The sequence below is a fragment of the Streptomyces sp. NPDC103540 genome (assembly GCF_055584445.1).
This window is the reverse complement of the sequence record NZ_JBVJMA010000020.1, coordinates 79,095-101,705: the sequence shown is the minus strand read 5'-3', so window position 1 is coordinate 101,705 and position 22,611 is coordinate 79,095. Positions and strand designations below refer to the sequence as shown.

General features: G+C 73.9%; 24 protein-coding genes. 9 read left to right on the top strand and 15 right to left on the bottom strand.

Annotated features, from left to right (window positions below):
* Positions 1 to 64 precede the first annotated feature (64 nt).
* On the bottom strand, positions 65 to 1,342 hold the full coding sequence (locus ACZ6ZI_RS35175; RefSeq protein WP_469528001.1) for a UDP-glucose dehydrogenase family protein: 1,278 nt from the start codon (positions 1,340 to 1,342) through the stop codon (positions 65 to 67).
* Positions 1,343 to 1,688: 346 nt separating this feature from the next.
* Between ACZ6ZI_RS35175 and ACZ6ZI_RS35170 the strand changes: the two genes are divergently transcribed.
* Together ACZ6ZI_RS35170 and ACZ6ZI_RS35165 are read left to right on the top strand one after the other, a co-directional pair.
* Entirely contained in the window at positions 1,689 to 2,030 is a 342-nt protein-coding gene (locus tag ACZ6ZI_RS35170) for a hypothetical protein (RefSeq protein ID WP_363058774.1), read from the top strand.
* A gap of 39 nt (positions 2,031 to 2,069) precedes the next feature.
* Entirely contained in the window at positions 2,070 to 2,975 is a 906-nt protein-coding gene (locus ACZ6ZI_RS35165; RefSeq protein ID WP_469528000.1) for a hypothetical protein, read from the top strand.
* A gap of 12 nt (positions 2,976 to 2,987) precedes the next feature.
* On the opposite strand, the gene ACZ6ZI_RS35160 is transcribed toward ACZ6ZI_RS35165, so the two are convergent.
* Positions 2,988 to 3,962 (bottom strand): L-threonylcarbamoyladenylate synthase, encoded by a 975-nt coding sequence (locus tag ACZ6ZI_RS35160; protein ID WP_469527999.1) that lies wholly within the window; start codon positions 3,960 to 3,962, stop codon positions 2,988 to 2,990.
* A 145-nt stretch (positions 3,963 to 4,107) separates the two neighbouring features.
* On the opposite strand from ACZ6ZI_RS35160, the gene ACZ6ZI_RS35155 reads away from it, so the two are divergent.
* Complete coding sequence (locus ACZ6ZI_RS35155; RefSeq protein ID WP_469527997.1) at positions 4,108 to 5,187, top strand: MerR family transcriptional regulator; 1,080 nt, start codon at positions 4,108 to 4,110, stop codon at positions 5,185 to 5,187.
* 7 nt (positions 5,188 to 5,194) lie between these two features.
* Here ACZ6ZI_RS35155 and ACZ6ZI_RS35150 read toward each other — a convergent pair whose 3' ends face one another.
* Positions 5,195 to 6,328, bottom strand: a complete 1,134-nt coding sequence (locus tag ACZ6ZI_RS35150) for an IS630 family transposase (RefSeq protein WP_469527994.1) — start codon at positions 6,326 to 6,328, stop codon at positions 5,195 to 5,197.
* Here ACZ6ZI_RS35150 and ACZ6ZI_RS35145 point away from each other — a divergent pair, their 5' ends adjacent.
* Both ACZ6ZI_RS35145 and ACZ6ZI_RS35140 read left to right on the top strand, forming a co-directional pair.
* On the top strand, positions 6,329 to 6,898 hold the full coding sequence (locus ACZ6ZI_RS35145) for an SMI1/KNR4 family protein (protein ID WP_469527992.1): 570 nt from the start codon (positions 6,329 to 6,331) through the stop codon (positions 6,896 to 6,898). It begins immediately after the preceding gene.
* Positions 6,899 to 7,222: 324 nt separating this feature from the next.
* Positions 7,223 to 8,284, top strand: coding sequence for a YVTN family beta-propeller repeat protein (locus ACZ6ZI_RS35140; protein ID WP_469527991.1), 1,062 nt, complete (start codon positions 7,223 to 7,225; stop codon positions 8,282 to 8,284).
* Positions 8,285 to 8,323: 39 nt separating this feature from the next.
* Here the strand turns inward: ACZ6ZI_RS35140 and ACZ6ZI_RS35135 are convergent, their stop codons facing one another.
* From ACZ6ZI_RS35135 to ACZ6ZI_RS35115, 5 genes are all read right to left on the bottom strand, one after another.
* Positions 8,324 to 9,133: a DUF1295 domain-containing protein gene (locus ACZ6ZI_RS35135; RefSeq protein ID WP_469527989.1), complete on the bottom strand. Its 810-nt coding sequence runs from the start codon at positions 9,131 to 9,133 to the stop codon at positions 8,324 to 8,326.
* Positions 9,130 to 10,434 carry a class I SAM-dependent methyltransferase gene (locus tag ACZ6ZI_RS35130; RefSeq protein ID WP_469528075.1) on the bottom strand — a complete coding sequence of 435 codons (1,305 nt, stop codon included), beginning with the start codon at positions 10,432 to 10,434 and terminating at the stop codon, positions 9,130 to 9,132. The genes ACZ6ZI_RS35135 and ACZ6ZI_RS35130 overlap by 4 nt, the downstream gene beginning before the upstream one ends.
* A gap of 83 nt (positions 10,435 to 10,517) precedes the next feature.
* On the bottom strand, positions 10,518 to 11,234 hold the full coding sequence (locus ACZ6ZI_RS35125) for a DUF1365 domain-containing protein (protein ID WP_469527987.1): 717 nt from the start codon (positions 11,232 to 11,234) through the stop codon (positions 10,518 to 10,520).
* A gap of 161 nt (positions 11,235 to 11,395) precedes the next feature.
* Positions 11,396 to 12,736: an NAD(P)/FAD-dependent oxidoreductase gene (locus ACZ6ZI_RS35120; RefSeq protein ID WP_469527986.1), complete on the bottom strand. Its 1,341-nt coding sequence runs from the start codon at positions 12,734 to 12,736 to the stop codon at positions 11,396 to 11,398.
* A gap of 189 nt (positions 12,737 to 12,925) precedes the next feature.
* Complete coding sequence (locus ACZ6ZI_RS35115; protein WP_469527984.1) at positions 12,926 to 15,058, bottom strand: MMPL family transporter; 2,133 nt, start codon at positions 15,056 to 15,058, stop codon at positions 12,926 to 12,928.
* 73 nt (positions 15,059 to 15,131) lie between these two features.
* Here ACZ6ZI_RS35115 and ACZ6ZI_RS35110 point away from each other — a divergent pair, with 73 nt between their 5' ends.
* Complete coding sequence (locus ACZ6ZI_RS35110) at positions 15,132 to 15,659, top strand: MarR family transcriptional regulator (protein WP_469527981.1); 528 nt, start codon at positions 15,132 to 15,134, stop codon at positions 15,657 to 15,659.
* Between the two features lie 26 nt (positions 15,660 to 15,685).
* On the opposite strand, the gene ACZ6ZI_RS35105 is transcribed toward ACZ6ZI_RS35110, so the two are convergent.
* The 4 genes from ACZ6ZI_RS35105 to ACZ6ZI_RS35090 all read right to left on the bottom strand — a co-directional run bounded on the left by ACZ6ZI_RS35105 (position 15,686) and on the right by ACZ6ZI_RS35090 (position 18,052).
* Positions 15,686 to 16,222: a hypothetical protein gene (locus ACZ6ZI_RS35105; RefSeq protein WP_469527979.1), complete on the bottom strand. Its 537-nt coding sequence runs from the start codon at positions 16,220 to 16,222 to the stop codon at positions 15,686 to 15,688.
* Positions 16,215 to 17,285 carry a DUF6286 domain-containing protein gene (locus tag ACZ6ZI_RS35100; protein WP_469527977.1) on the bottom strand — a complete coding sequence of 357 codons (1,071 nt, stop codon included), beginning with the start codon at positions 17,283 to 17,285 and terminating at the stop codon, positions 16,215 to 16,217. Before ACZ6ZI_RS35100 ends, ACZ6ZI_RS35105 begins: the two co-directional genes overlap by 8 nt.
* 17 nt (positions 17,286 to 17,302) lie before the next feature.
* On the bottom strand, positions 17,303 to 17,488 hold the full coding sequence (locus ACZ6ZI_RS35095) for a hypothetical protein (protein ID WP_363058794.1): 186 nt from the start codon (positions 17,486 to 17,488) through the stop codon (positions 17,303 to 17,305).
* 69 nt (positions 17,489 to 17,557) lie between these two features.
* Entirely contained in the window at positions 17,558 to 18,052 is a 495-nt protein-coding gene (locus ACZ6ZI_RS35090) for an Asp23/Gls24 family envelope stress response protein (RefSeq protein WP_469527975.1), read from the bottom strand.
* 186 nt (positions 18,053 to 18,238) lie between these two features.
* On the opposite strand from ACZ6ZI_RS35090, the gene ACZ6ZI_RS35085 reads away from it, so the two are divergent.
* The 3 genes from ACZ6ZI_RS35085 to ACZ6ZI_RS35075 are packed head-to-tail and all read left to right on the top strand — an operon-like array spanning position 18,239 to position 19,769.
* Entirely contained in the window at positions 18,239 to 18,820 is a 582-nt protein-coding gene (locus ACZ6ZI_RS35085) for an RNA polymerase sigma factor (RefSeq protein ID WP_469527971.1), read from the top strand.
* Positions 18,811 to 19,455 (top strand): Asp23/Gls24 family envelope stress response protein, encoded by a 645-nt coding sequence (locus ACZ6ZI_RS35080; protein ID WP_469527967.1) that lies wholly within the window; start codon positions 18,811 to 18,813, stop codon positions 19,453 to 19,455. The genes ACZ6ZI_RS35085 and ACZ6ZI_RS35080 overlap by 10 nt, the downstream gene beginning before the upstream one ends.
* Entirely contained in the window at positions 19,452 to 19,769 is a 318-nt protein-coding gene (locus ACZ6ZI_RS35075) for an Asp23/Gls24 family envelope stress response protein (RefSeq protein WP_363058802.1), read from the top strand. The genes ACZ6ZI_RS35080 and ACZ6ZI_RS35075 overlap by 4 nt, the downstream gene beginning before the upstream one ends.
* Before the next feature lie 67 nt (positions 19,770 to 19,836).
* Here the strand turns inward: ACZ6ZI_RS35075 and ACZ6ZI_RS35070 are convergent, their stop codons facing one another.
* The 3 genes from ACZ6ZI_RS35070 to ACZ6ZI_RS35060 form a co-directional block, all read right to left on the bottom strand.
* Entirely contained in the window at positions 19,837 to 20,397 is a 561-nt protein-coding gene (locus tag ACZ6ZI_RS35070; protein ID WP_469527964.1) for a helix-turn-helix domain-containing protein, read from the bottom strand.
* Positions 20,398 to 20,480: 83 nt separating this feature from the next.
* Positions 20,481 to 21,047, bottom strand: coding sequence for a hypothetical protein (locus ACZ6ZI_RS35065; protein ID WP_469527961.1), 567 nt, complete (start codon positions 21,045 to 21,047; stop codon positions 20,481 to 20,483).
* Between the two features lie 20 nt (positions 21,048 to 21,067).
* Positions 21,068 to 22,591, bottom strand: a complete 1,524-nt coding sequence (locus tag ACZ6ZI_RS35060) for an esterase/lipase family protein (protein WP_469527959.1) — start codon at positions 22,589 to 22,591, stop codon at positions 21,068 to 21,070.
* Between the last annotated feature and the right edge of the window lie 20 nt (positions 22,592 to 22,611).

The window sequence follows — 22,611 nt, the reverse complement described above, 5'->3', positions numbered from 1 at the left end:
GAACGTGGCGAGGACTCAAGCGATGCTCAACTGTCCCTGGAGCCGCCGGGCTGACGAGCTCGGGTCAGGGACGGCCGACGGAGGTGTAGCGGAGGCCGATCTCGCGCATGCGGGTCGGGTCGAGGAGGTTGCGGCCGTCGAAGAGGACCGGGGTGCGCATCGCGGCGCGGGCCTCGGTCCAGTCGACGTCGGCGAGTTCGGGCCATTCGGTCACGATCACCGCGGCGTCGGCGCCGGCGAGGGCCTCCTGGGGGCTCGGGAAGCGGGTCACGCTGTCCCACGGTTCGCCGGCGGCGGGGCGGGCGAGGGGGTCCCAGGAGCGTACGTGCGCGCCTTCGGCCAGCAGCCGGCCGGCGAGCACGGTGGAGGGCGCCTCGCGCATGTCGTCGGTGCCGGGCTTGAAGGCCATGCCCAGGAGGGCGACGTGCTTGCCGGCGAGGTCGCCGAGCTCCTCCTTGAGGCGTTGGACCGCCCGCCGCTTCTGGATGTTGTTGACGGCGGTCAGGAGCTGGGGGTGGAAGCCCGTGTTGGAGGCCATCTGGCGCAGGGCTTCGCTGTCCTTGGGGAAGCACGATCCGCCCCATCCGATACCGGGGCGCAGGAAGTGGGCGCCGAGGCGGTGGTCCATGCCGACGGCGGCGAGGACCTCGCCGACGTCGGCTCCGGTGTTCTCGCAGAGGGTGGCGATCTCGTTGGCGAAGCTGATCTTCGTGGCGAGGAGGGCGTTGGCCGCGAGTTTGACCATCTCGGCGGACTTCACGTCCATGGTGGCCACCGGGGCGTCGATGCCGGTGTGCAGGGCCGCGACCAGGGCGGCGGCGTCCTCGTCGTCGGAGCCGATCACGATGCGGTCCGGGGCCATGAAGTCGGCGACGGCCCGGCCTTCGGCGGTGAACTCGGGGTTGGAGACGTAGCCGACGTGGCCCAGGCCGGTCTCCTCCAGCAGGAGGCGGGCGCGGGCGCCGGTGCCGACGGGGACGGTGGACTTCATGACGACGGCGCGCAGGTCCGAGGCCGTGGCCAGCGATCGTACGACGGTCCAGACGCGGGAGAGGTCGGCGTCGCCGGAGGCGGAGGGCGGGGTGTCCACGCACACGTAGGCGACCTCGGCGCCGGCGAGGGCCTGGTCGAGGTCCTCGGTGAAGCGCAGGCGCTCCTCGTTGCGGGCGATCAGGTCGCCGAGCCCGGGTTCGTGAATGGGGACGCCGCCGGCGCGCAGGACGCGGACGCGTTCGGGGTCGATGTCCCGGACGGTCACCCGGTGGCCCAGTTCGGCGAGGCACGCCCCGGTCACCAGCCCGATGTATCCGGCGCCGAACACCGCGATGCGTCGCTCCGCCACGGTCCGCCCGCCCCTCTCTTCGTACCGTTACGGGCGGGTCGATCCGGCTGTGCCCGATGCCGCCCCGTTCGTGGGCGACACCCTACTCGGCCGTACGGGAGCGGCTCGCACCGTGGCCCGGTCGGCCCCCCGCCCTCCGGGCGTTCGACGACAGGCCCTACGCCGACCGGGCAGCGGCCGAACCGGCGACGGTCGGATCCGGCCGACCCGTCCTGACCAGCCGGTCGTCCCCGGGCGGCAGGTGGCGGGCGGGAACTCGCGGCACGCGCTGCGTGAATATGCGCGCGGCAACATCAACAATGTGCCGTGCGACACCGAAGCAGCACGTGAGCACGGGAGGAACACCATGGCAGCCGCGGCCTTCGCCAAACTCTTGTTCCTGGAAGCCAAAAGGGTCCAGGACCCGGACGGAGCGGACGAGATCCTCGTCAGCCGAGGTGACGGGGGCACCTTCGACATGGCCCGACTGCGGGAGGGGGACGTGTTCGAGTTCGACGAGCGGTTCGTGCCGTTCGTCAATCAGGCACCGGTCGACATCCTCCTGCACGAGGTCAACGAGGCCACGGACCAGTCCAAGTTCATCGGCGGGGCGAAGATCCTCCCCTCCGAGCTGGGCCTCGGGGAACGGAAGCAGGCCATCGGCGCGCTGTCCCTGTCCCTGTACGAGCTGACGTACAAGGTCCTCTGACGCAACGGCCTCCCCGGGCCGGCGCGTAACCTGCGGTGCATGGACGCGGATCTGAACGTCGAACTGAGCGCCCTCGCCGCGCAGGAGGCGCTGCCCCTCGACCTCGTGCGGCGTCTGCTGCCGCATCCGTCGGCGCGGCGCGCGGTGGCCCTCCTGCGCCGGGACCTGACCCCGGAGTTGACGGAGGAGATCATCGGGCTGGGATCCGCGCGCAGTCTCGCCGCCAACTCCTCGGTACCGGCCGCGATCAGGGCCCGTCTGGCGGAGCACCCGGAGCCTTCGGTCCGGGCCGCGGTGGCGGCGGGCGTCGCGGACGAACCTCCCGGGCTCCTGTCCCGCCTCGCGGGCGACCGGGACTCCACCGTGCGCGCGTTCCTCGCCATGAACGAGCACCTGCCGGCCGGGCTCCTGGCCGCGTTGGCCGGGGATCCGGACGCCCGGGTGCGGTCGGCGGTGGTCGCGCACCGGCCGGACGCGCCCGAGCCGGTGCGCCGCGCCCTGCTGACGGATCCCGATCCGCACGTCCGCCGGGCCGCCGCCTCGGCGTACGCGCCGCCGGCGGCGGACCTGCTGCCCGGGCTCCTCGCCGATCCGGTGACCCGTGCCGTCGTCGTACGCCACGTCGAACCGTCCCCGGCGCTGGTGGCGGACCCGGATTCCGAGGTGCGCGAGGCCGTGGCCGCCCACCCCGCACTGCCCGCCGCGCTGCGGGAGGTGCTCGCGGAGGATCCGGACGCCTTCGTCCGCGCCGCGATCGCGGCGCGCCCGGACACCCCCTCGCCGCTGCGCGAGAGCCTCGTGGCCGGTCTGCCGGACGACGACCCCCTGATCGAGTGGGTCCTGTCCGACCACGGCAACACCCACACGTGCCCCGCTCCCGCGGCGGCCCCGCCCGCGCTCACGCGGGAGGAGGCGGAGGCGCTCCTCGCCCGGGCGGGCCTGTAGCGAAGGCGGGCGTCAGGCGGGGCGGGGGCCCGCCGCGCGGCGCAGACGGTTGGCGATGGCGAGGCCCAGCCCCTCCTCCGCCGGCAGGGAGGCGACGACGAGGTCGCACCCCCGCTGGTCGAACGCGCGCAGGAACCCGTACAGCCCTCGGGCGTAGGCCGCCGGCGAGCCGGGGACGGGCACCACGGCGTGCACCTCGGGCGCGGTGTCGGCGAGGGAGGGCGGGAGCAGGACGCCCACGCGCTGCCCCGCCTCCTGCGCGCGCAGCGCCTCGGCCAGGATCTCCTCGGGTTCGACGAGGACGACCCGGGCGCGCGGCGCGTAGTGCGAGGGGTGCTGGCCGGGGACGCGTACGGGGCTGGTGGCGGGGACGTCGAGCGGGTGGCCGAGGACCGCTTCGAGTTCCTCGCGGGTCACGCCGCCGGGCCGCAGGACGGTGAGGGTGTCGCCCGTGGCGTCGACGATGGTCGACTCGACGCCGACCTCGCAGGGGCCGCCTTCCAGTACGAGGTCGACGGCGTCGCCGAGTTCCGCGCGGACGTCGTCGGCCGTCGTGGGGCTGACGGAGCCGAAGCGGTTGGCGGACGGGGCCGCGACTCCGCCGCCGAAGGCCGCGAGCAGGGCGAGGGCGAGGGGGTGGTTCGGTACGCGTACGGCCACCGTGTCCAGGCCGCCGGTCGCCTCCCGGGGGACGCGGCTACCGCGCCGCAGGACCAGGGTGAGGGGCCCCGGCCAGAAGTGCTCCGCGAGCAGGCGGGCCGCGGCGGGCACGTCCTCGGCCCAGTCGTCCAGGTGCTCGGCGCCGCCGATGTGGACGATCAGCGGGTGGGACGTCGGTCGCCCCTTGGCCTCGTAGACGCGGGCGACGGCGGTGGGGTCCTCGGCGTTGGCCCCCAGGCCGTAGACGGTTTCGGTCGGGAGGGCCACCAGGCCTCCGGCGCGCAGGACGCCGGCCGCCTTCTCGATGTCACTGGTCGTTGCTGTCACCCGCGCAATGTTCTCACCGTTCCGGGGTCCCTCGTGCGCCGTCCGCGACGAGGGGGTGATTCGACGCAGAAACAGTGCGAGTTTCGGTGCGGGTGCGTGCGGGTCATGCTCGGTGCCGGGGGACGAGCGAGGGCTGGAGCGCCGAATGACCACTACGCGGACGGCCCCCGGTGTCTCGACGGGCGCGGTGGCCCGGCACCTGGGGGTGTCACCGACGACGGTGCGTTCCTGGGAGCAGCGGTACGGCATCGGCCCGGCGGCCCGCGAGGGCGGCAGGCACCGGCGGTGGATGCCCGGCGACGTCGCGATGCTGGAGGAGATGTGCCGGCTCACCTCGTCCGGAATCCCGCCGGCGGAGGCGGCCCGGGCGGCGGTGGCCCTGCGCGGCCGGCCGGATGCGGTGGTGCGGGGCGCGCCGGAGGCGGGCACCGCCGCTTCGGGCACCTTGAGGCCCGAGGCACCGGATACGTCGGCGCCGGATTCGGCGGCGCCGGATACGTCGGCGCCGGAGGCCGGTGGCCCGGCACGGGGGCGGCAGGGCGGTCCGGGCGGGGGGCTGCCCCTCGGGGAGGTCCGGCAGGAGTGTCGGGGGCTGGCGCGTGCCGCCGTACGGCTCGACGGGCCGGCCATGGACGCCCTGCTGTGCCGGGCGCTGGAGACCCACGGCCTGGTGACCGCGTGGGAGGAGGTGATGGCCCCGACCCTCCACGCGGTGGGACGCAAGTGGGAGTCGACGGAGGACCGGTACGTCGAGGTGGAGCACCTGCTGTCGTGGCACGTCTCGACGGCCCTGCGGCGGGCGGTGGTGACCGCGCCCGCGACGTCGGGGCACACGGCTCCGGTGGTGCTGGCCTGCCTTCCGGGCGAGCAGCACACGCTGCCCCTGGAGGCGCTGGCGGCGGGGCTGGTCGAGCGGGGGTTGCCGACCCGGATGTTCGGGGCGGCCGTGCCCGCGGAGGCGTTGCTCGCGGCGGTGGGGCGGTCGGGGCCGACGGCCGTCGTGCTGTGGTCGCAGTCCCGCTCGACGGCGGACGGCGTACTGGCCCGGCGGGTCGCGGCGACGGCGTTCGGCCTCAAGGGCGCGCGGACCGCCCCGCTGGTGCTCCTCGCGGGCCCCGGCTGGTCCGTGCGGGCGGCGGGGCCGGGGATGAGGCGCACCCACGGGCTGCGCGGGGCGCTGGACGTGATCTCGGACCTGTACGCCGACGGCGGCGGCGCGGGCTAGTGCCGCATCAGGCAACGTTTGCCCTGGTGACGACTTCGCCTAGGCGTTCGTCGGCGGCGTGCTTGTTCCGCCAGATGATGTAGCGGCGGATCATACTGCCCTGGGCCCTGCGGCTGGGATGGTCGGTGCCGTCGAGGGCGAAGTAGCGCAAGGCCGTGAATTGGGCCTCGATCCGGTTGAGCCAGGAGCTGTTGGTCGGGGTGTAGGCGACCTCGACGTTGTTCGCCGCGGCCCACGCCCCGACCCGCTGGCACCGCTTCGTCGTCAGGTGCGGCGAGTAGTTGTCGCAGACGATCGCAAGACGCACGTCCGCCGGGTGCAGCGAGCGCAGGTAGCGGCAGAACTCCAGGAACTTCGACCTGTTCTTAATCTTCTTGACGTGGCCGTAGAGCTGGTCCTTGGCGAGGTCGTAGGCGGCGAACAGGTGCCGGACGCCGTGTGGGCGGGTGTAGGTCGCGCGGCGGCGGTGCCGGGGATCACGGTCAGGGTCCTTGTGCTTGCCGCCGCGTTCGGCCCACTGTCGGCCGGGGTGGGGTTGGAGGTTGAGTGGGCCGAACTCGTCCATGCAGAAAATGACTTCGGGCTCGCTCTCTTCGGGTATGACCTCGCCGTCGGCGATCGCGTAGAGATGTTCGACGCGGGCCTTCTTGGCGGCGTAGTCGGGGTCGCGGGAGGTCTTCCAGGTCTTCACGCGTTGAAAGGAGACGCCCTCCTCGCGGAGCAGGACCCGAAGACCCTCGTGGCTGATGTCGTCGACCACCCCCTCAGCGACCAGGAAGTCGGCCAGTTTGGTCAGGCTCCAGGTCGAAAACGGCAAGGCGTGCTCTGCTGGCTTGGACTTGGCAATCTTCTTGATCTCCCGGCGCTCGGGCAGCGTGAACGTCCTCGGCCGTCCACCCTTGTATTTCGGGTAGAGCGCGTCGAAGCCGTCGGCGTTAGAGTTGTGGATCACATCGCGGACCCGGTCCGCGCTGGTGAATGTGACCTCGGCAATCTTCGCCACTGGCATGCGCTGGGCGGACAGCAGCACCATCTGGGCCCGGCGCCAGGTCACCACCGACCCGGTTCCCCGGCGGACGATCCGCAACAACCGTCTGCCCTCGTCGTCATCGATCTTCCGGACCTGCACGCGTTCAGCCACGTGATCATTCTGGTCGTCCGCGACCGCGCGGGAGGCAAACTGTGGGACACCGCTCCTACGATGCTGGCCATGGCACGCCTTGAGGATCTCCAGCACTCCCTGTGGGACACGAGTAGCGATTACACGGTGCAGTCGGCGCTAACCGACCGGGCGATCATGGAGGCCCAGCGACTGCTCGACGTCACGCTTCCCAATTCCCTGCTCGATCTCCTGCGCCATCGAAATGGCGGCGAGGTCGCCGACGAATGGAATGCCTTCCCCACCAGCCAGCCGACTTCCTGGAGCACCGATCACGTCCCCTTCGACACGATGCTGGGCATCGGCCGTCGCGAGGGAACGACCTCCCTGCTCGACAGTCCTGATCTGGTCGGGGAGTGGGGACTTCCAACCGGGCTCGTGCTGTTCTCGGGGGACGGGCATTGCTGGATCGGACTCGACTACCGCGCCTGTGGCCGACGCCGGGAACCCTCCGTTGCCTGGTTTGATGCGGACTTCGACACCGAGCTCGCCCTCGCCCCGGACTTCCGGTCCTTCATCGAAGGCCTCACAGCTGCCCGAAACTTCGAGTGAGAGCCCACGGCGGAAACTCCGGCAGAGCTCACTGCCGCACGCAATGGGCATCTCGTTCCGTCATGTCGTCTCTGCCACGGACTGGGTTCAGCGGGGCGAACGTTGCCTGATGCGGCACTAGGTTCTGTCTCTGGCGTCCGAGGTGGTGCCCTGGGTGGGGTTGCCAGGGTGCGGCCGGTGTAGACGGAGTCGGCGCAGGCGGCGCAGGCGGCGCAGGCGGCGTAGGCGGCGTAGGCGGCGTAGGCGGCGGCTACGATGCGCCGTTCGGCTGGCCCGAGCGTGAACCTCATGTGGCTTTCCGGTCCGGACACTTACCGTTGCCCCATGACGAGGAGTCAGGCCCTGGCGCAGCGGGCAGCCGTGGTGCTCTGTGTGACAGCGGCGCTGATGGGACCGGGGAACCCGGCCGGCGCATCCGTGGGGACGACGGCAGTCGGGCTGTCTCCACGGCCCGGTGCCCTCGTCTACGTCGCCAACGTCCACTCCGACACGGTGTCCGTCGTCGACACCGGCACCGGCACGGTCGTGGACAGCGTTCCCGTCGGGAACGGACCGGACAGCGTGGCCGTCAGCCCGGACGGCTCCCGCGTCTACGTCACCGATTCCGCGGCGGACACGGTATCGGTGATCGACGCCCGTGCCAGGAAGGTCATCGCCACCGTCGCGGTCGGGAACGAACCGAGCAGGGTGACGGTCTCGCCCGACAACCGGAACGTCTACGTCGCGAACGTCGGGTCGGACAACGTGTCCGTGATCAGCACCCGCAACCACGCCGTCACGGACACCATCGCGGTGGGCGACGCCCCGCTGGGCGTGGCGGTCTCGCCCGACGGATGCACCCTGTACGTGGCCAACGCCGCGTCCGGCACCGTCTCAGTGGTCCGCACCGCCACCGGAACGGTCACCGGCACCGTCCCCGTCGGCGGCGGACCGACCGCTCTGGTACTCGCCCCCGACGGCCGCCGCCTGTACGTCTCCAACCTGACCTCGGACGACGTGTCGGTGGTCGACGTCCACACCGGCGCGGAAACGGACCGCATTCCGGTCGGGGACCAGCCTGCGGGAATCGGGGTGCGACCAGACGGGCGACAGGTGTACGTCGCCAACGTCGGGTCCGACAACGTGTCCGTGATCAGCACCCGCGACCACGCCGTCACGGAATCCGTTGCCGTGGGAGACGGCCCCAACGGCCTCGCCGTCAGCCCGGACGGCTCCCTCGTCTCCGTCAGCAACTTCGACTCGGACACGCTGTCGGTCATCGACACCTCGACAGCCCGCGTAACGGACACGGTGACCGTGGGCGACGGGCCGACCGGCGTGGCAGCGGTACAGGGGAAAGCGGGCACGGCCCGAGGTCCGGACACCGCGCCTGTCCGGCTCGCCTGAGCAAGGCGCCGCCAGGTGTCCGATCATCCGACCGATCCGTCAAAGAGACGCACGCTGACGGCTCCGGCGCGGGGGCCGGGGCAGGAAGCCGCTGGTGCGGGCCCGGTAGTCGGCGTAGCCGGGGCGGTCGGCCATGTGGGCCTCCAGCAGGCGTTTGCCGCTGCCCTTGATGAGCAGGGCGCTCATCACCAGTGGGGAGATGAGGGTGGCGGCGGCGGTCTGCCAGGTGGCGCAGGCCGTCAGGTACAGGCCCCACCAGACGAGGAAGTCACCGAAGTAGTTGGGGTGGCGGGTCCAGGCCCACAGCCCGCGGTCCATGATGCGCCCCTTGTTCGCGGGGTCCGCCTTGAACCGGGCGAGTTGGTGGTCGCCGACGGCTTCGAAGCACAGGCCGGTCGCCCACAGGACGAGTCCCAGTACGGCGGTGGCCTCCAGGGGCTCGGGCAGCAGCACGGCCGCCTGGACGGGGAGCGACACCAACCAGACCAGGCCGCCCTGGAGGAGGTAGACGGTGCGCAGCGCGTACAGCGTCTCGTTGCCCCGTGCCCGGGCGAGCATGCGGGCGTAGCGCGGGTCCTCGCCGTGGCCGCGGCCGCGTCGCGCGATGTGCACGGCGAGGCGCAGCCCCCACAGGACGGTGGCGGCGGCCACCACGGTGCGCCGTACGGGGTCGCCGTGGCCGTCCGAGAGGAACCAGGCGACGACGGCGACGGCCGCGAAGGCCGCGCCCCAGGCGACGTCGACGATCCGGTGGACGCCCTTGACCAGGGCGATGGCGAAGGTCAGCAGCATGACGGCGAGGGCCGTGCCGGCCGACGCGGCGAGCAGGACGAGGGTCTGCGCGGTCATCGGGTCCCCCCGCGGGGGTGTCCGCCGGTGGCCTCGGAGGTGAGGACGAGGTGGCGCACGTCGAGGTAGCGGGCGCGGAATCCGGCTTCGGAGTAGGCGAGGTAGAGCTCCCACATCCGGCGGAAGGTGGGGTCGAAGCCGAGGGCGGTCACGTCGGCGGAGGCGTGGAGGAACCGTTCGCGCCACAGCCGGAGGGTTTCCGCGTAGTGCTCGCCGTAGCCGGTGTCCTGGACCAGGCGCAGTCCGGCGGCGGCGCTCTCGCGGGCGAGGGCGGGCCGGGAGGGGATGAGGCCGCCGGGGAAGACGTACTTGCTGATCCAGGTGTGGGTGCGGGCGGTGTGCAGCATCCGCTCGTGCGGCATGGTGATGGCCTGGAGGACGGCGCGGCCCTCGGGGGCCGTCAGGCGCCGCAGGGCGTCGAAGTAGGCGGGCCAGTACGCGGCGCCCACGGCCTCGATCATCTCGACGCTCACGACGGCGTCGTACGTGCCCTCGACGCGGCGGTAGTCGCACAGTTCGACGGTGACGCGGTCGGCGACCCCGGCGTCGGCGACGCGCCTGAGGGCGAGGGCGCGTTGTTCCCGGGAGAGGGTGACGGTGTGGACGCGGGCCCCGCGGCGGGCGGCTCCGATGGCGAGTTCGCCCCAGCCGGTGCCGATCTCCAGGAGGTGGGTGTCCGGGCCGGTCCGGGCCAGGTCGAGGAGCCGGTCGATCTTGCGGTGCTGGGCGGCCTCCAGGTCGCGGGCGTCGGCGGGGAGGCGTTCGAAGAGGGCCGAGGAGTAGGTGAGGGTGGGGTCGAGGAAGGTGGCGAAGAGGTCGTTGGACAGGTCGTAGTGGCGGTGGATGTTGCGGCGGGCGCCGTCGACGGTGTTGAGGTCGGTCGCGGGCCTGCGTCGTACCCAGGCGCCGCGCAGCCGGCGCAGGGCGGGGGGTACGAGGTCGTCCACGTGGCGGGCGAGCACGGTGAGGACCCCGACCAGGTCGTCGCTGTCCCATTCGCCCGCCATGTAGGACTCGCCGAAGCCGATGAGTCCGTCGGCGCCGATCCGCCGGTGGAAGGCCTCGGGGTCGTGCAGGTGCAGGGTCGGGGGCGGGGTCGGGTGCGCGGTCGGGGTGGGCGTGGTGCCGCCGAGGGGCTGCGGGGGCAGGAGGGGCGGGGCGCCGTCGGTCCGGACCCACAGCGGCAGTCGGTCGAGGGCGCGTTCGACGATCCGGCGGGCGAGGGCGCGGCGCAGGGTCGAGGCCTTCGGCAGCCGGGCCACGTCGGGCCAGAGCGCGGCGTCGACCGACGGGCGGCCGATACCGGAGCCTCGGGTTCCGCCGGTGTCCTTGTTTCCACCGGTCTCGCCGGTCTCGCCGTGGGGGACGGGAGGGAGGGTGCGGGTCACAGGGTCTTCTCCTGGGCGGGGTGGGCCGAAGCCGTGGACGTGGGCCGGGCCGTGACGGGAAGTCCTTTGAGCAGGAGGCGGATCCCGTGTCGGCGGATGCCGAGCGACACCCCGACCGTCGACCACGGGTTGCGCAGGACGGCGGCGAGCAGCGCGCGGACGCCGGCCGGGCGGTGGGTGCCCCGGACGGTGGCGGTCAGGGGGCGGGAGCCGTCGGGGTGGCGGAGCTGGACGGTCAGGTCCAGGCGGTCTCCGGGCAGCGGCAGCCTCATCCGGTAGCTGCCCTCGACGCCGAGGAACGGGGAGACGTAGAAGTCCTTGGGCACCTCGTCGCGGCCCTGGTCGTCGGGGTGCAGGAGGTAGCAGTGGCGCCCGCCGTAGGTGTTGTGGACCTCGGCGACGACGCGGACCACGCGGCCGGCACGGTCGTGGCACCAGTACAGCGTCAGGGGGTTGAAGACGTGGCCCAGCACGCGGGCGTGGGCCAGCATGAGGACCCGCCCGCCCGCGTCGTGCACCCCGCGGCTCGCCAGGTAGGCGTCGAGCGCGGCGCGCAGGGTGGGCGCGTCGCCGCCGAAGTGGTCGCGTGGGTCGAAGCGGGCGAGCGGGCGCAGCGGGCGGGGCAGGACCGGGAGCCGGTCGAGGTCGACGAGCCACATGTAGGTGCGGTGCCCGAGGGCGTACGTGAAGGGCGTGACGCGGGTGTGCCGCACCTCGGTCGCGTAGAGGGCGGGGACACGCGGCGCCGCCCGCGGCGGTGTCGGCGCCGTCCGCGACGGTGTCGGCGCCGTCCGCGACGGTGTCGGCGCCGTCCGCGACGGTGTCGGCGCCGTCCGCGACGGTGTCGGGTGGGGCGGGTCGCCCGGGGCGGGGGTCACCAGGTCACCCCGAGGGATGCGGCGGCGCGGGCTCCGGAGCGGCAACCGTCCTCGTGGAACCCCCACCCGTGGTAGGCGCCCGCGTAGGCGACGACGCGGTCGTCGAGGGTGGGCAGCAGGCGCTGCGCCGCCACCGACTCGACCGTGTAGACCGGGTGTTCGTAGGTCATCCGGGCCAGGACCGTGCTCTCGTCGATCAGGCCGTCGCCGGGGTTGAGGGTGACGATGTGCGGCTCCTGTCCGGACAGGCGTTGCAGGCGGTTCATGTCGTAGCTGACCTGTACGGAGCCGGGTCGGGCCGAGCAGGACGGCAGCCGGTAGTTCCACGACGCCCGGGCGTGGCCGCCGCGGGGCAGCAGCGAGGTGTCGCGGTGGAGGACGGTCGGATTGCGGGAGTAGGTGAAGGCGCCGAGGACGCGGCGTTCGCTCGGCGTGGGGTCGGCGAGCAGGCGCAGGGCCTGGTCGGGGTGGACGGCGATGACGACGGCCCGGTGGTCGGCCGACTCCCCGTCCTCGGTGATCAGCCGTACGCCGTCGGCCGTGCGGGCGACGGTGCGCACGGGGGTGGCGGTCCGGACGGAGGAGAGGGCTTTGGCGGCCCGTTCGACGTAGGCCCCGGAACCCCCGGTGACGGTCTTCCAGCGCGGGGATCCGGTGACCGACAGCAGTCCGTGGTGGTCGAGGAAGCGGAAGAGGTAGGCGGCCGGGTACTCCAGGGCGGTGGCGGGTGCGCAGGACCAGACGGAGGCGACCAGCGGGATGGCGAAGTGGCCGACGAAGTACGGGGAGAAGCGGTGCCGGCGCAGGAACGCGCCCAGGGTCGCGTCCGGGGCCTGGGCCTGGGCCTGGGCGGAGGACGCGGCCGGGGCCGGGGCCTGGGCGGGGGACGCGGCCGGGGCCGCCGTCGCCGCGTCGTCGTCCGCGAGGAGGCGGCGGGCGGCGCGGTGGAAGCGGGGTACCTCGGCGAGCATCCGCAGGTGGCGCCCGCGCAGCAGGTTGCCGCCGCCCAGCAGTCCGCGCGGGCCCCGGGCGCCGGCGTACTCCAGGCCGCAGCCGTCGCAGCGGACGGACATGCTCATCTCGGAGTCCTGCGTGGCGACGCCGAGTTCGCGGAAGAGGCGCAGGAGGTGGGGGTAGGTGCGTTCGTTGTGGACGATGAATCCGGTGTCCACGCCGATGGTGCCGCCGCCGGGGGTCGGCAGCTCGTGGGTGTGGGCGTGTCCGCCGAGGCGGTCGTCCGCCTCGTAGAGGACGACGTCGTGGGCTCGGGACAGGATGTGCGCCGCCGTGAGCCCCGATATGCCGGCTCCGACGACCGCGATGCTCGGTCGGTCCAACGTCTCCACCCCCTGGTGTGGTGGGCCCGGGGGCGCTCTCCCCCGGGCCCCGCCTCCGTGGGACGGTCTGCGCGTCGGAGGAGGCCGCTGCGATGCGATCAGCTTCCCGGGGTCAGGGACCGGGCCTCAACTCGCATTGTTTCCGCATTGAATTCCTCGCGTACGCCGTCACGTGGGCCGCCCGCGCCGTCACCTCGGCCGGGGGCCCGCCGAGGGATCCGCGTCGGTACGGGACAGGGCGCTGGGCCACCAGGCGCGCGGGCCGATGTCGATGACCAGGGCCGGTACCAGCAGGGAGCGCACGACGAGGGTGTCGAGCAGGACGCCGAAGGCGACGATGAAGGCGATCTGGACCAGGAAGGCCAGGGGGATCACCATCAGCGCGGCGAAGGTCGCGGCGAGCACCACGCCGGCGGAGGTGATGACCCCTCCCGTGGTGATCAGGCCGCGCAGGACGCCCCGGCGGGTGCCGAGGACGAGGGCTTCCTCGCGCACGCGGGACATCAGGAAGATGTTGTAGTCGACGCCGAGGGCGACCAGGAAGACGAACCCGTAGAGCGGGACGGAGGCGTCCGTGCCGCTGAACCCGAGCAGGTGCTCGAAGACGAGGGCGGACACGCCCAGTGTCGCGAGGAAGTTGAGGGCGACGGTCGCCACCAGCAGGACCGGCACCACGACGGCGCGCAGGAGCGCGACGAGGATCAGCAGGATGATGCCGAGGACGACGGGGACGATCACGGTGCGGTCGCGGGCGGAGGTCTGCTGGGTGTCGTACTGCTGGGCCGTGTAGCCGCCGACCAGGGCGTCGGCGCCCTCGACCGCGTGGACGCGCTCGCGCAGTGCCCGGACCGTCTCCTTCGCGGCGTCGCTGTCGGCCGCCGCCTCCAGGGTGGCGTCCAGGCGGACCCGGCCGTCCACGACGAGTGGGGTTCCCGTCCCGGGTCGGCCGCCGGTGGTGATCGGGGAGACGGCGACGACGCCGTCCGTGGCCTCGGCCGCCGCCCGTACCTCGGCCGCCCGGCCCGCGTCCGTGATGATCACGGCGGGGTTGCCCGAGCCGCCGGGGAAGTGCCGGGCCAGGGTCTGCTGGGCGGCGACCGAGGGGGCGTCGTTGACGAAGATCTCGTCGAGCGGCACACCCTTGGACGACAGGGCCGGGGAGAACCCGGCGGCCACCGCGAGCAGCAGCGCGGTGGACACCCACACCCGACGCGGCGCCCGGTCGATCACGGCGGCGACGCGGTGCCAGACGCGATGGCCCTCGCCGGCGGGGTCGGCGGAGTCGGCGGACGGGCCCGTGGCGCTCTTGGGCGTGGCGGGCCAGTAGGCGGCCCGGCCCAGCAGGACCAATACGGCCGGCAGGAAGGTGAGGGTGGTGAGGACGGAGCAGACGATGCCGATGGCTCCGACGGGGCCGAGGGCCCGGTTGTTCGTCAGGTCGCTCGCCAGCAGGGCCAGCAGGCCGAGGGCCACGGTCGCGGCGCTGGCGGTGATGGCTCCGGCGGAGCGGCGGACGGCGGCGGTCGCCGCCTTGACGCGGTCCCCCTGGCGGACGAGTTCCTCGCGGAAGCGCGCCGCCAGGAGCAGCGCGTAGTCGGTCGCCGCCCCGATGACCAGGATGGACAGGATCCCCTGGACCTGGCCGTCCACGCGGACCGCGCCCCGGTCGGCCAGGGCGTAGACCACGGCGCAGGCCACACCGAGCGCGAAGACCGCGCTGACGATGATCACCAGGGGCAGCAGCACGCTGCGGTAGACCAGGAGCAGGATCAGCAGCACCGCCCCCAGGGCGACGCCGAGCAGCAGCCCGTCGATGCCGGCGAACGCGCCGGACAGGTCGGCCTGGCTCGCGGCGGGCCCGGCGATCATGACCGTGGTCCCCGGCACCTGTCGCGCGGCCTGCCGTACGTCGTCCAGGACGTCGGGCAGCTGCTTGCCGAGGTCGGTGGCGAGCGGGACGACGGCCTGGAGGGCCCGGCCGTCGTCGGAGACGAGGGCCGGGGAGGGCGGTGCGACGACGCCGGGCCGGCCGGCGAGGCCCGCGACCGCCCGGGTGGCGGCCTCCTGCCGTTCGGCGGCGACCGGGCCGCCGTCCGTGGTCCAGACGACGATGGCGGGCACGGACGGCGAGGTCTCGAAGGCCTTGCGGGCTTCGAGGACCCGCGTCGATTCGGCGTTGCGCGGCAGGAAGGCCGCCTGGTCGTTGGTGGCGACCTCGCCGAGCCGGCCCGCGTAGGGTCCGAGCGCTCCGCCGATGCCGAGCCACGCGATCACCAACACGAGTGGCACGAGCCGGCGCACCCAGCGCTGTGCGTTCTTCAAAGCGGGCCCCTTACCCATGAGATTAAGTCACTGATGAAGAATGTCAATCATCGAGAGACTCTATGCTCATGTCATGCGCGCCACTGACGACCCCACCCCTCCGGCACCCCCAGCACGCCCGACACCCCCACTTCCGGCCGACGACCCGATCGGGTTGCAGTCCTTCGCCGTTCTTTTGCGCGGGATGAACGCCGAGTTCAACCGCATCGCACAGGAATTCGCCCAGTCCCAGGGCCTCCACCTCACCGACGTCCAGGCGCTCATCGCCGTGCTGGACGCCGACAGCGGCGACGACGCCGACGAGGGTCCGATGACCCCGGGCCGCCTGCGCAAGCACATGAACCTCACCTCCGGGGCCATGACGGCGTGCCTGGACCGGCTGGAGCGGACCGGCCACATCCGCCGGGTCCGGGCGGCCGACGACCGTCGGGTGGTCCACCTCCACTACGCCCGCGCCGCCAAGGAGGTGGCCCGCGACTACTTCCGCCCCCTGGCGCACGGGACGGACGCGGTGCGCGCCCGCTTCACCGAGGACGAACTGCACGTCGTCGTACGCTTCCTCGCCGAGATGAACCACCAGCTCGCCCTCGTGCGGCGCTGACCCCGAACCCCGCCCGGAGGGGCCCGTCAGACGGTCCGGCCCGCGCGGGGTCGTCGCACGCGCAGGCGGACCTCCGTGTCGAGGCGCGGGGGCAGGAGGGCGGCGACGGGGGGCAGGACCGTCGTGGTGAGGGCGGCCAGGACCTCGTCCGGGCGCGCTCCGGGATCCAGGTGCAGGGTGACGGCCAGGCGCGGTCGCGCGCCGGTACCCGTCAGACGGCAGCGCGCCCGCACGACCCCGGGGATCTCGGCGCAGCCGCCGCGTACGGCGCGGCGCAGGGCGCCGACGTCCAGGGTGCAGCCCGGCGCCGTGAGGGACAGCCGCCGGCGCGGTGCCCGGCCGCGCATCCGGGCCACCAGCAGGCTCACCCCGAGGAGCAACCCCAGGCATCCGACGAGGACCGGGGCGGCGGTGGGGTGCTCGCCCAGGCGGGCGCGTACGGAGGCCACACCCGCGCCGATGCCCATGTCCCCGGCCGTGCCCGTGGCCGTGGCGGCGCCCGCGATCAGGGCGGAGCCGGCCAGGGCCAGCGTGACCCGGTTGACCACCCCGCGGCTACGCATCGGAGCCCCTGTCGAGACGCGGTGCGGCGGGTGCCCCGCCGGAGGAGCCGGCGGCCCTGAGGGCGAGGGTGACGCGCGGGGTCCGTACGGGGGCCATCGCGGCGACCGCCCCGACGACGGCCCGGTACGCCGTCTCCCGCACCGCTTCGGCGTCGGCATCGGCATCGGCATCGGGCGTGGACGCGGCTCCGCCCCCGCCGCCGAAGGCGAGTTCCGCCCGCACCCGGACCGTACGGGCGGTGCAGCGCACCGAGCGCACGCGCAACGCCGGCTGTCCGGCCAGGGCCGCGCGAACCAGGCGCGCGGCGTCGGCACGGCCGAGGACCGCCCGTACGGTCGGCACGGTGTCCAGGGTCCACACGCGGCGGCGCCCCGGCGTGAGGGCCAGGGCCACCAGCCACAGGCCCAGGAGCGCGCACCCCGCCGCCTCGGCGCCGCGCAGGCCGGGGTCGCGGAGGGGCCCGAGGAGCGCCTCGTACGGGGGCCAGGCGGCGGGATCGACCGGCAGGCGCGGCGCGAGCACCCGCCCGAGCAGCAGGCCCGAGGCGGCGGTGACGGCCACCGCGAGGCAGCCGGACGACACCCCGCGCCGCGACCACGCCCTCGGGGCGCGCCGCCCGGCCGGGGCGCGCGGGGTGCGTGGGGTGGGCGGGACAGGCAGGGCGGCCGGGACGGCCAGGGCGCGCCCACCGGGCGGGGTGCCCCGGCCGGGCGGGACAGCCGGGCCGGGCGGGGTGCCCCGGCCCGGCGGGGCCACCGGGGCGGCCTGCGCCGGCGCGAGCCGCTTCACCCGGACCAGGGGGACGCCGACCTGCCGCCCCGTCAGGTGCTCCGTACGGGCGCGCACGTGCTCCTGCACCCGCCCGGCCCGGGCATCGACGGCCTCGGTCAACGGCAGCGCCAGGTCAACGGCCACCTCGAATCCCCGGCTCCAGGCGGACCCCGACCCCGTCGCGGCGCCGTGCGCGGTGCCGCGCAGGACGCGCCCGTCGCCGCCCGTGAGCGATTCGGCCGCCGCCTGCCGGGCGATCTTGGCCGCCACCCGGTCGGCGACGGTGGTCACACCCCGTCCGGCCGCCTTCACGGGCGCCTGCGGTCATAGGAGAACAGCAGGTCCCTGAGGTCGGCTCCGCCCTCCAGGTGCCGGCCGGCCGCGTAGCCGAGCGCGCCGAGGACCGCGACGAGGAGGAACGCCCCGAAGCCTCCGAACCAGCCCGCGAACGCCAACGCCATCCCGGTGATCAACCCGAGCCCGTCCTTGCCCATGCCTCTTCCACCTCGTCCTCGTCATCGATCGACCGAACCGACGGTCCGTCCTCCCCTCCCTCCCGCCTCCTACTCCACGCGCGCCTCGCCCGCCGCGAGGAGCTCGTCGCCGGGCAGGTGGACGTCCACGACGGCGATGTTCACCTCGACGACCTCCAGTCCGGTGATGCGCTCGACGGCGCCGATGACGTTCTCGCGTACGTCGCGCGCGACCTCCGGCACCGGAACTCCGTACTCCACGACGAGCTCGACGTCGATGGCGGCCTGCCGTGCGCCGACCTCGACCTTCACACCGCGCCCGAGTTGGGGCCGGCCGCCGGGCACCCGGTCGCGTACCGCGCCCAGCGTCCGCGACAGCCCGCCGCCCATGTCGTGGACGCCCGGGATCTCCCGCGCCGCCATCCCGGCGATCTTGACGACGACCGCGTCCGCGATCGACGTCCGGCCGCGCGTGCCCGTCGGCTCGCCGACCTCCGTCCGGCCGACACCGAGGTCCTTCTCGGCGCCGAGGCCGTTCACACGTCCCGGCCGGGCGGGTGCGGTTTCCTGCGTCGTCGCGGTCATGACTGCCCTTTCGTCCACTTCGGTCACTTCGGTCACTTCGAATCCCTGCCTCCCTTTGACACCGCCGGTGGGAGATCCGTTACGCACCTCTTCCGTGGGCGAACCGGACAAAAGTACGGATCCTGTCGCCGTAACGGACGGGGCGGCATCGGTGTCAAAGCAGACGAGGCCGGAAGGAGCCCGCGTGTGAGTGCTCGATGGGACGCCGACGGGGACGGCGGCGCGTCCGGGGCCGGTGACCAGCTGCTGGCCGTGAGGGCGGCGGAAGGGGACGAGGAGGCGTTCGAGGTGCTCGTACACCGTCATGGACCGGTCATGCTCCAGCTCGCCGAACGCCTCCTGGGCAACGGCGCCGAGGCCGAGGACGCCGTGCAGGACGCGTTCGTCAGCGCCTGGCGCAAACTGCCGGAGTTCCGCGGCGAGGCCGGCTTCGCCACCTGGCTGCACCGCATCGTCACCAACCGGTGCCTGAACCTCCTGCGCGCCCGCAGAACCACCGCCGACCTCGACACCGTGCCGGAGCCGGCAGCTCCGGAACACCAGTCCTCCCCCGTCCGCGCCGCCGAATCGCACGCCGCGGCCGACGACCTCGGCCGGGCCATGCGCGGTCTGTCCGCCGAGCAACGGGTGTGCTGGGTCCTGCGGGAGATCGAAGGCCTGCCGTACGAATCGATCGCCTCGACGGTCCGCATCAGCCCGGAGGCGGTCCGCGCGCGCGTCTTCCGGGCCCGGCGCGTGCTGACGGAGGCGATGGCCGCATGGCGATGAACGACCCGGCCCACGACACCGGCCACCACCCCCACCCCGCCCCCTTCGACGACGCGGACGCCGAACTCCTGGCCTGCGGCCGCGACCTGGCCGACGTATGGGAGCAGGCCGAGGAGGAGGCGGCGGACCCGCACACCCCGGGCTGCGCCTACTGCCAGGAGGCCCTGGCCGACCTGCGGCGGCTGCGCGCCGCCGCACTGGCCCCCGCGGCCTCCCCCACCGGCGAACCCCCGGACGCCACGGCCCTCGCGCGCCGGGTCATGGACGTGGTGCGGCTGGAACTGCGCCCCGGCAGGACCCTGCCCCTGGGCGAGCGGGACGAGGACACCTGGATCTACGAGTCCGTCGCCGCCCGGACGCTGCGCGCGGCCGCCGAGGAGGTCCCCGGCGTCCGCGCGGGCGGCTGCCGCGTCGCCCCGCCGGACGGCCACGGCCCGCCGCGACGCGGTCCGGTGACGGTCCGTCTGGAGGTGACCGTCGAGTTCGGCCGCGACCTGCGGGCCGCGGCCGAAGCCGTGCGCACGGCCGTCACCGGGGCCGCCCACAGGCGGCTGGGCCTGGAGCTCGCCTCGGTCGACGTCACCGTCACCGACCTGCACGACCCGCCGGACCGACACCGGGAGAGCACGGCATGAACACACCACGGACCGCCACCGTCTCCGCGGCGGTGACCGACGCCGTGCTGGACGTGCCCGGCGTCGCCTGCCTGCGCCCCGGCCTGCGGAGCCTGCTGCACGCCGCCGTACGCCGCCCCGGCCCGGTCGAGGACCGGGGCGCCGTACGCGTCACCGTCGGCCCCTGCGGGTCCGTCACCGCCCTGCACATCGAGTTCGTCGCCCGCGCCCCCCACCGGGCGGCCGACGTGGCCCGGGCGGTACGGGCCGCGGCCGCCGAGACGGCCTCGCTCCCCCGGGCGGCGGTGAGGGTCACCGTGACCGGGATCGTCTGAGCCGGGCGGCGCCGCGGCGGGTTCCGCGGCGGCACCTACGGCCGCGGCCGGGCAGCGGCGGCCGGGCCTACAGCGGCGGCGGGCAGGTGAGGATCACCCACAGCGCCAGCGACCACAGGCAGGCCGCCGCCCCGAGCAGCCGCAGCCGGCGCACCCGCTCGGGCGAGACCGGATCCACCGCCCGCCGCACGACGGCGCCCACCCGCCCCGCCCGCACCGGGGGCGGCGCAGCGCCGGCCACCGGCTTGCCGGGGGTCCCGGTGTTCCCGACCGGCCGGACCGCGGGGCGCCGCGCCTCGGCCGCGCGGACCGGTCCCCTCCCCCGGGGGCCGACGTCCGCGAGGGCGCCGTGCTGGGCGAGCCCCGCCAGGAACCGCCGGTACGCGTCGCGCCGGCCCCCTCGTGGCGTGCTGCGACCGGATTCCCAGGACCGTACGGTCGCCGGCTTCACCCCGAACGCGACCGCGACCTGCCGGGTCGAAAGACCCCACTGCTCCCGGAGCCGACGCCGCTCCTCGGGCGCGGGCAACCCCGTCGGACGGAAGGGCCGGCCGCCCGCCCGGTCGAGCGACCGGGAGCGCGGGCGGACGAACTGACTCTGGCGCGGCAGGAGCTGATCTACTGTCATACAGATCGGACAATCCTCACCGCCCCGCTGTGACGCCCGCCCGCCGCCCTTCACCCGATCGGCCGTCCCCACCTCCCCGGGGCTCAGGTCAGGTGGGCGAGCAGGCCGATCCCCGGGGCCAGCACGCCGGGTTGGGCGAGGGTGCGGAAGTCCGGCTCGACCGCCGCGAGGTCGAGGACCCCGGCGCGGACGGCGTGGTAGCGGAGCATCGTCCAGACGAAGACGTCGAGGTTGTCGAACCCGGTGTGCCCCTCGATGACCTCCTCCTCGTGGAACCACAGCGCCACCCGGCCGTCGCCGAGGACGACGAAGTAGTTGCCGCCGCCGTCGGCGCCGATGGACCACACGTCGTCGTCCGTGAGCTCCGTCTCGTGGTCGGAATCGAGGATCCGGCAGTCGTTGGCGGCGAAGTCGAACGCGTACGACCAGTCGGCGATGTCGAGGACGGCGGGCAGGCTCCCGTCCCGGACCCTGCGGTCGAAGGCGGCCAGAGCGGCCCCGGCATCGCGCGGGAGCCCCGCCAGGAACGGAGCCACGGGCCGCGTCCCGGCGGGGATCGCCACGCGCGGCCCGTCGGGGAACCAACGCGCGACGTCGGCGTCCAGACCCCGCTCCACATACCCGGCCAACTGTTCGACTGTGAGTGACATGCGGCGAGGCTAGCCGAGGTTCAGCCTTCCGATTCCGCCAGGGTCTGGCCCGGTTCGGCGGCCAGGAGCAGTTGGGTGATGGCGGAGCCGTCGGGCGTGTGGACCTCGATGCGGTACAGGCTCGGGGCCGGTACGGACGGGCGGGCGGTGGCGATGCCGTCCTCCCAGGCCAGGGTGGGTTCCAGGGCCGGGCGGTCCGGGTGCGCGAGGTCGGTGATGCGGCAGGTGACGCCCGCGAGGGAGTCGACGTCGCCGAGCTGGAGCTTCCACGTACGGTCGGCCTCGACGAAGTCGGGCGCGCTCAGACCGCATCCGGCCTCGCCCAGGGGCGGTCCGGGGTGGATGTCGTCGCGGAGGATCTCGGTGACGGCTTCGAGGGCGGTCTGCGCCTTGGCCACGTCGCCGTGTTGCAGGGGCAGGTGCGTGACGGCCTCGGTGAGGATCGCCGACTCCTTGTAGACGGTGCCGTCGCCCTGGACCCGGAAGAAGCGGACGCGTTCGTTCGCGTCGCGCAGGAGCGTGCCGTCGGAGTTCGCCCGGGCCCCGTCGAGGTGCGCCACGACCGTGCCGCCGTTGATGGTCAGGTTCTGGAAGGTGGGTTGGTTGACGCCGACGACGGAGCGGTGCCCGGGCAGGGTGATCGTCTTCTGGCCGTGGTGGAAGCGGGCCGCGTCGCGCGCCAGCTCTGCGTTGCCGCCGATGGCGGTGACGTCGCGCGGGGTGAGGTGGCGTACGTCGCCACCGGAGCGCAGGCTGCGGTACTGCGGCAGGAGGTCGTGCAGGCCGGGCATGGTGGCGCACAGGGTCCGGAGTTTGCGGTGCGGCAGCGGTACGGGGGCGCCGCGTCCGGTGGCGAGGATAACGGCCGCCTTGACCGCGCCCTGGAAGGGGGTGCCGAGCGTGATGACGCCTCGGGTGTCGCCCTGGAGGTCGCCGTCGTGACGGGGGTCGAGGGCGGCGCGGGTGACGAGGCCGCCCATGGAGTGGGCGACGAAGACGAGTCGGCCTTCGCGCTGGTCGACGCGGTGGCGGCGGGCCTGCGTGTGGGCGGGGTGGTCGCGCCAGGCGGTCAGGTGGCGGCGGGCGGCCTCGGCCAGGAGACGGCCGTTGACGGCGACGGGCAGGCGCCAGTCGTAGGCGAACTCCAGTACCGCGGCGGGGTCGGCGACACTGGTCAGCACCGTTTCGACGAGGTCGGTGTACGGCTCGCTGCCGGCGAGGTACGGGGTCCACGCGGAGGTGCGCAGCAGGCCCGTGGCCTCGATGCGGCCGGTCTTGCCCGCCAGTTCGTCCTCGGTCATGGCCAGGGCTTCCAGGCCCTTGGGGAGGGTCCACGCCTTCAGCAGCCAGGAGATCCCTCCGATGCCCCAGACGTGCTTGCCGGTGGTCGTGTCGCGCAGGGCGCTGCCCATGATCCCGGGGACGACGACGACCGCGTCCTGGGTGACGTGGTCGGGTAACCCGTCGATGTCGGGCGGGGCGGGCGTGGCGGAGGTGGCGGGAGCGGTGGTGGTGGTGGTGGTGTGGCGATGGTGCTGGTTCATGGCAGTGAACAATAGGGAGC

Excerpts from the sequence above, each read along its gene's own strand:
- ACZ6ZI_RS35155 (WP_469527997.1), top strand. The coding sequence starts at position 4,108 with ATGACCACTACGCGGACGGCCCCCGGTGTCTCGACGGGCGCGGTGGCC.
- ACZ6ZI_RS35140 (WP_469527991.1), top strand. The coding sequence starts at position 7,223 with ATGACGAGGAGTCAGGCCCTGGCGCAGCGGGCAGCCGTGGTGCTCTGT.
- ACZ6ZI_RS35080 (WP_469527967.1), top strand. The coding sequence starts at position 18,811 with ATGGCGATGAACGACCCGGCCCACGACACCGGCCACCACCCCCACCCC.
- ACZ6ZI_RS35060 (WP_469527959.1), bottom strand. The coding sequence starts at position 22,591 with ATGAACCAGCACCATCGCCACACCACCACCACCACCACCGCTCCCGCC.
- ACZ6ZI_RS35090 (WP_469527975.1), bottom strand. The coding sequence starts at position 18,052 with ATGACCGCGACGACGCAGGAAACCGCACCCGCCCGGCCGGGACGTGTG.
- ACZ6ZI_RS35070 (WP_469527964.1), bottom strand. The coding sequence starts at position 20,397 with ATGACAGTAGATCAGCTCCTGCCGCGCCAGAGTCAGTTCGTCCGCCCG.
- ACZ6ZI_RS35065 (WP_469527961.1), bottom strand. The coding sequence starts at position 21,047 with ATGTCACTCACAGTCGAACAGTTGGCCGGGTATGTGGAGCGGGGTCTG.
- ACZ6ZI_RS35105 (WP_469527979.1), bottom strand. The coding sequence starts at position 16,222 with ATGCGTAGCCGCGGGGTGGTCAACCGGGTCACGCTGGCCCTGGCCGGC.
- ACZ6ZI_RS35165 (WP_469528000.1), top strand. The coding sequence starts at position 2,070 with ATGGACGCGGATCTGAACGTCGAACTGAGCGCCCTCGCCGCGCAGGAG.
- ACZ6ZI_RS35075 (WP_363058802.1), top strand. The coding sequence starts at position 19,452 with ATGAACACACCACGGACCGCCACCGTCTCCGCGGCGGTGACCGACGCC.
- ACZ6ZI_RS35110 (WP_469527981.1), top strand. The coding sequence starts at position 15,132 with ATGCGCGCCACTGACGACCCCACCCCTCCGGCACCCCCAGCACGCCCG.
- ACZ6ZI_RS35135 (WP_469527989.1), bottom strand. The coding sequence starts at position 9,133 with ATGACCGCGCAGACCCTCGTCCTGCTCGCCGCGTCGGCCGGCACGGCC.
- ACZ6ZI_RS35170 (WP_363058774.1), top strand. The coding sequence starts at position 1,689 with ATGGCAGCCGCGGCCTTCGCCAAACTCTTGTTCCTGGAAGCCAAAAGG.
- ACZ6ZI_RS35095 (WP_363058794.1), bottom strand. The coding sequence starts at position 17,488 with ATGGGCAAGGACGGGCTCGGGTTGATCACCGGGATGGCGTTGGCGTTC.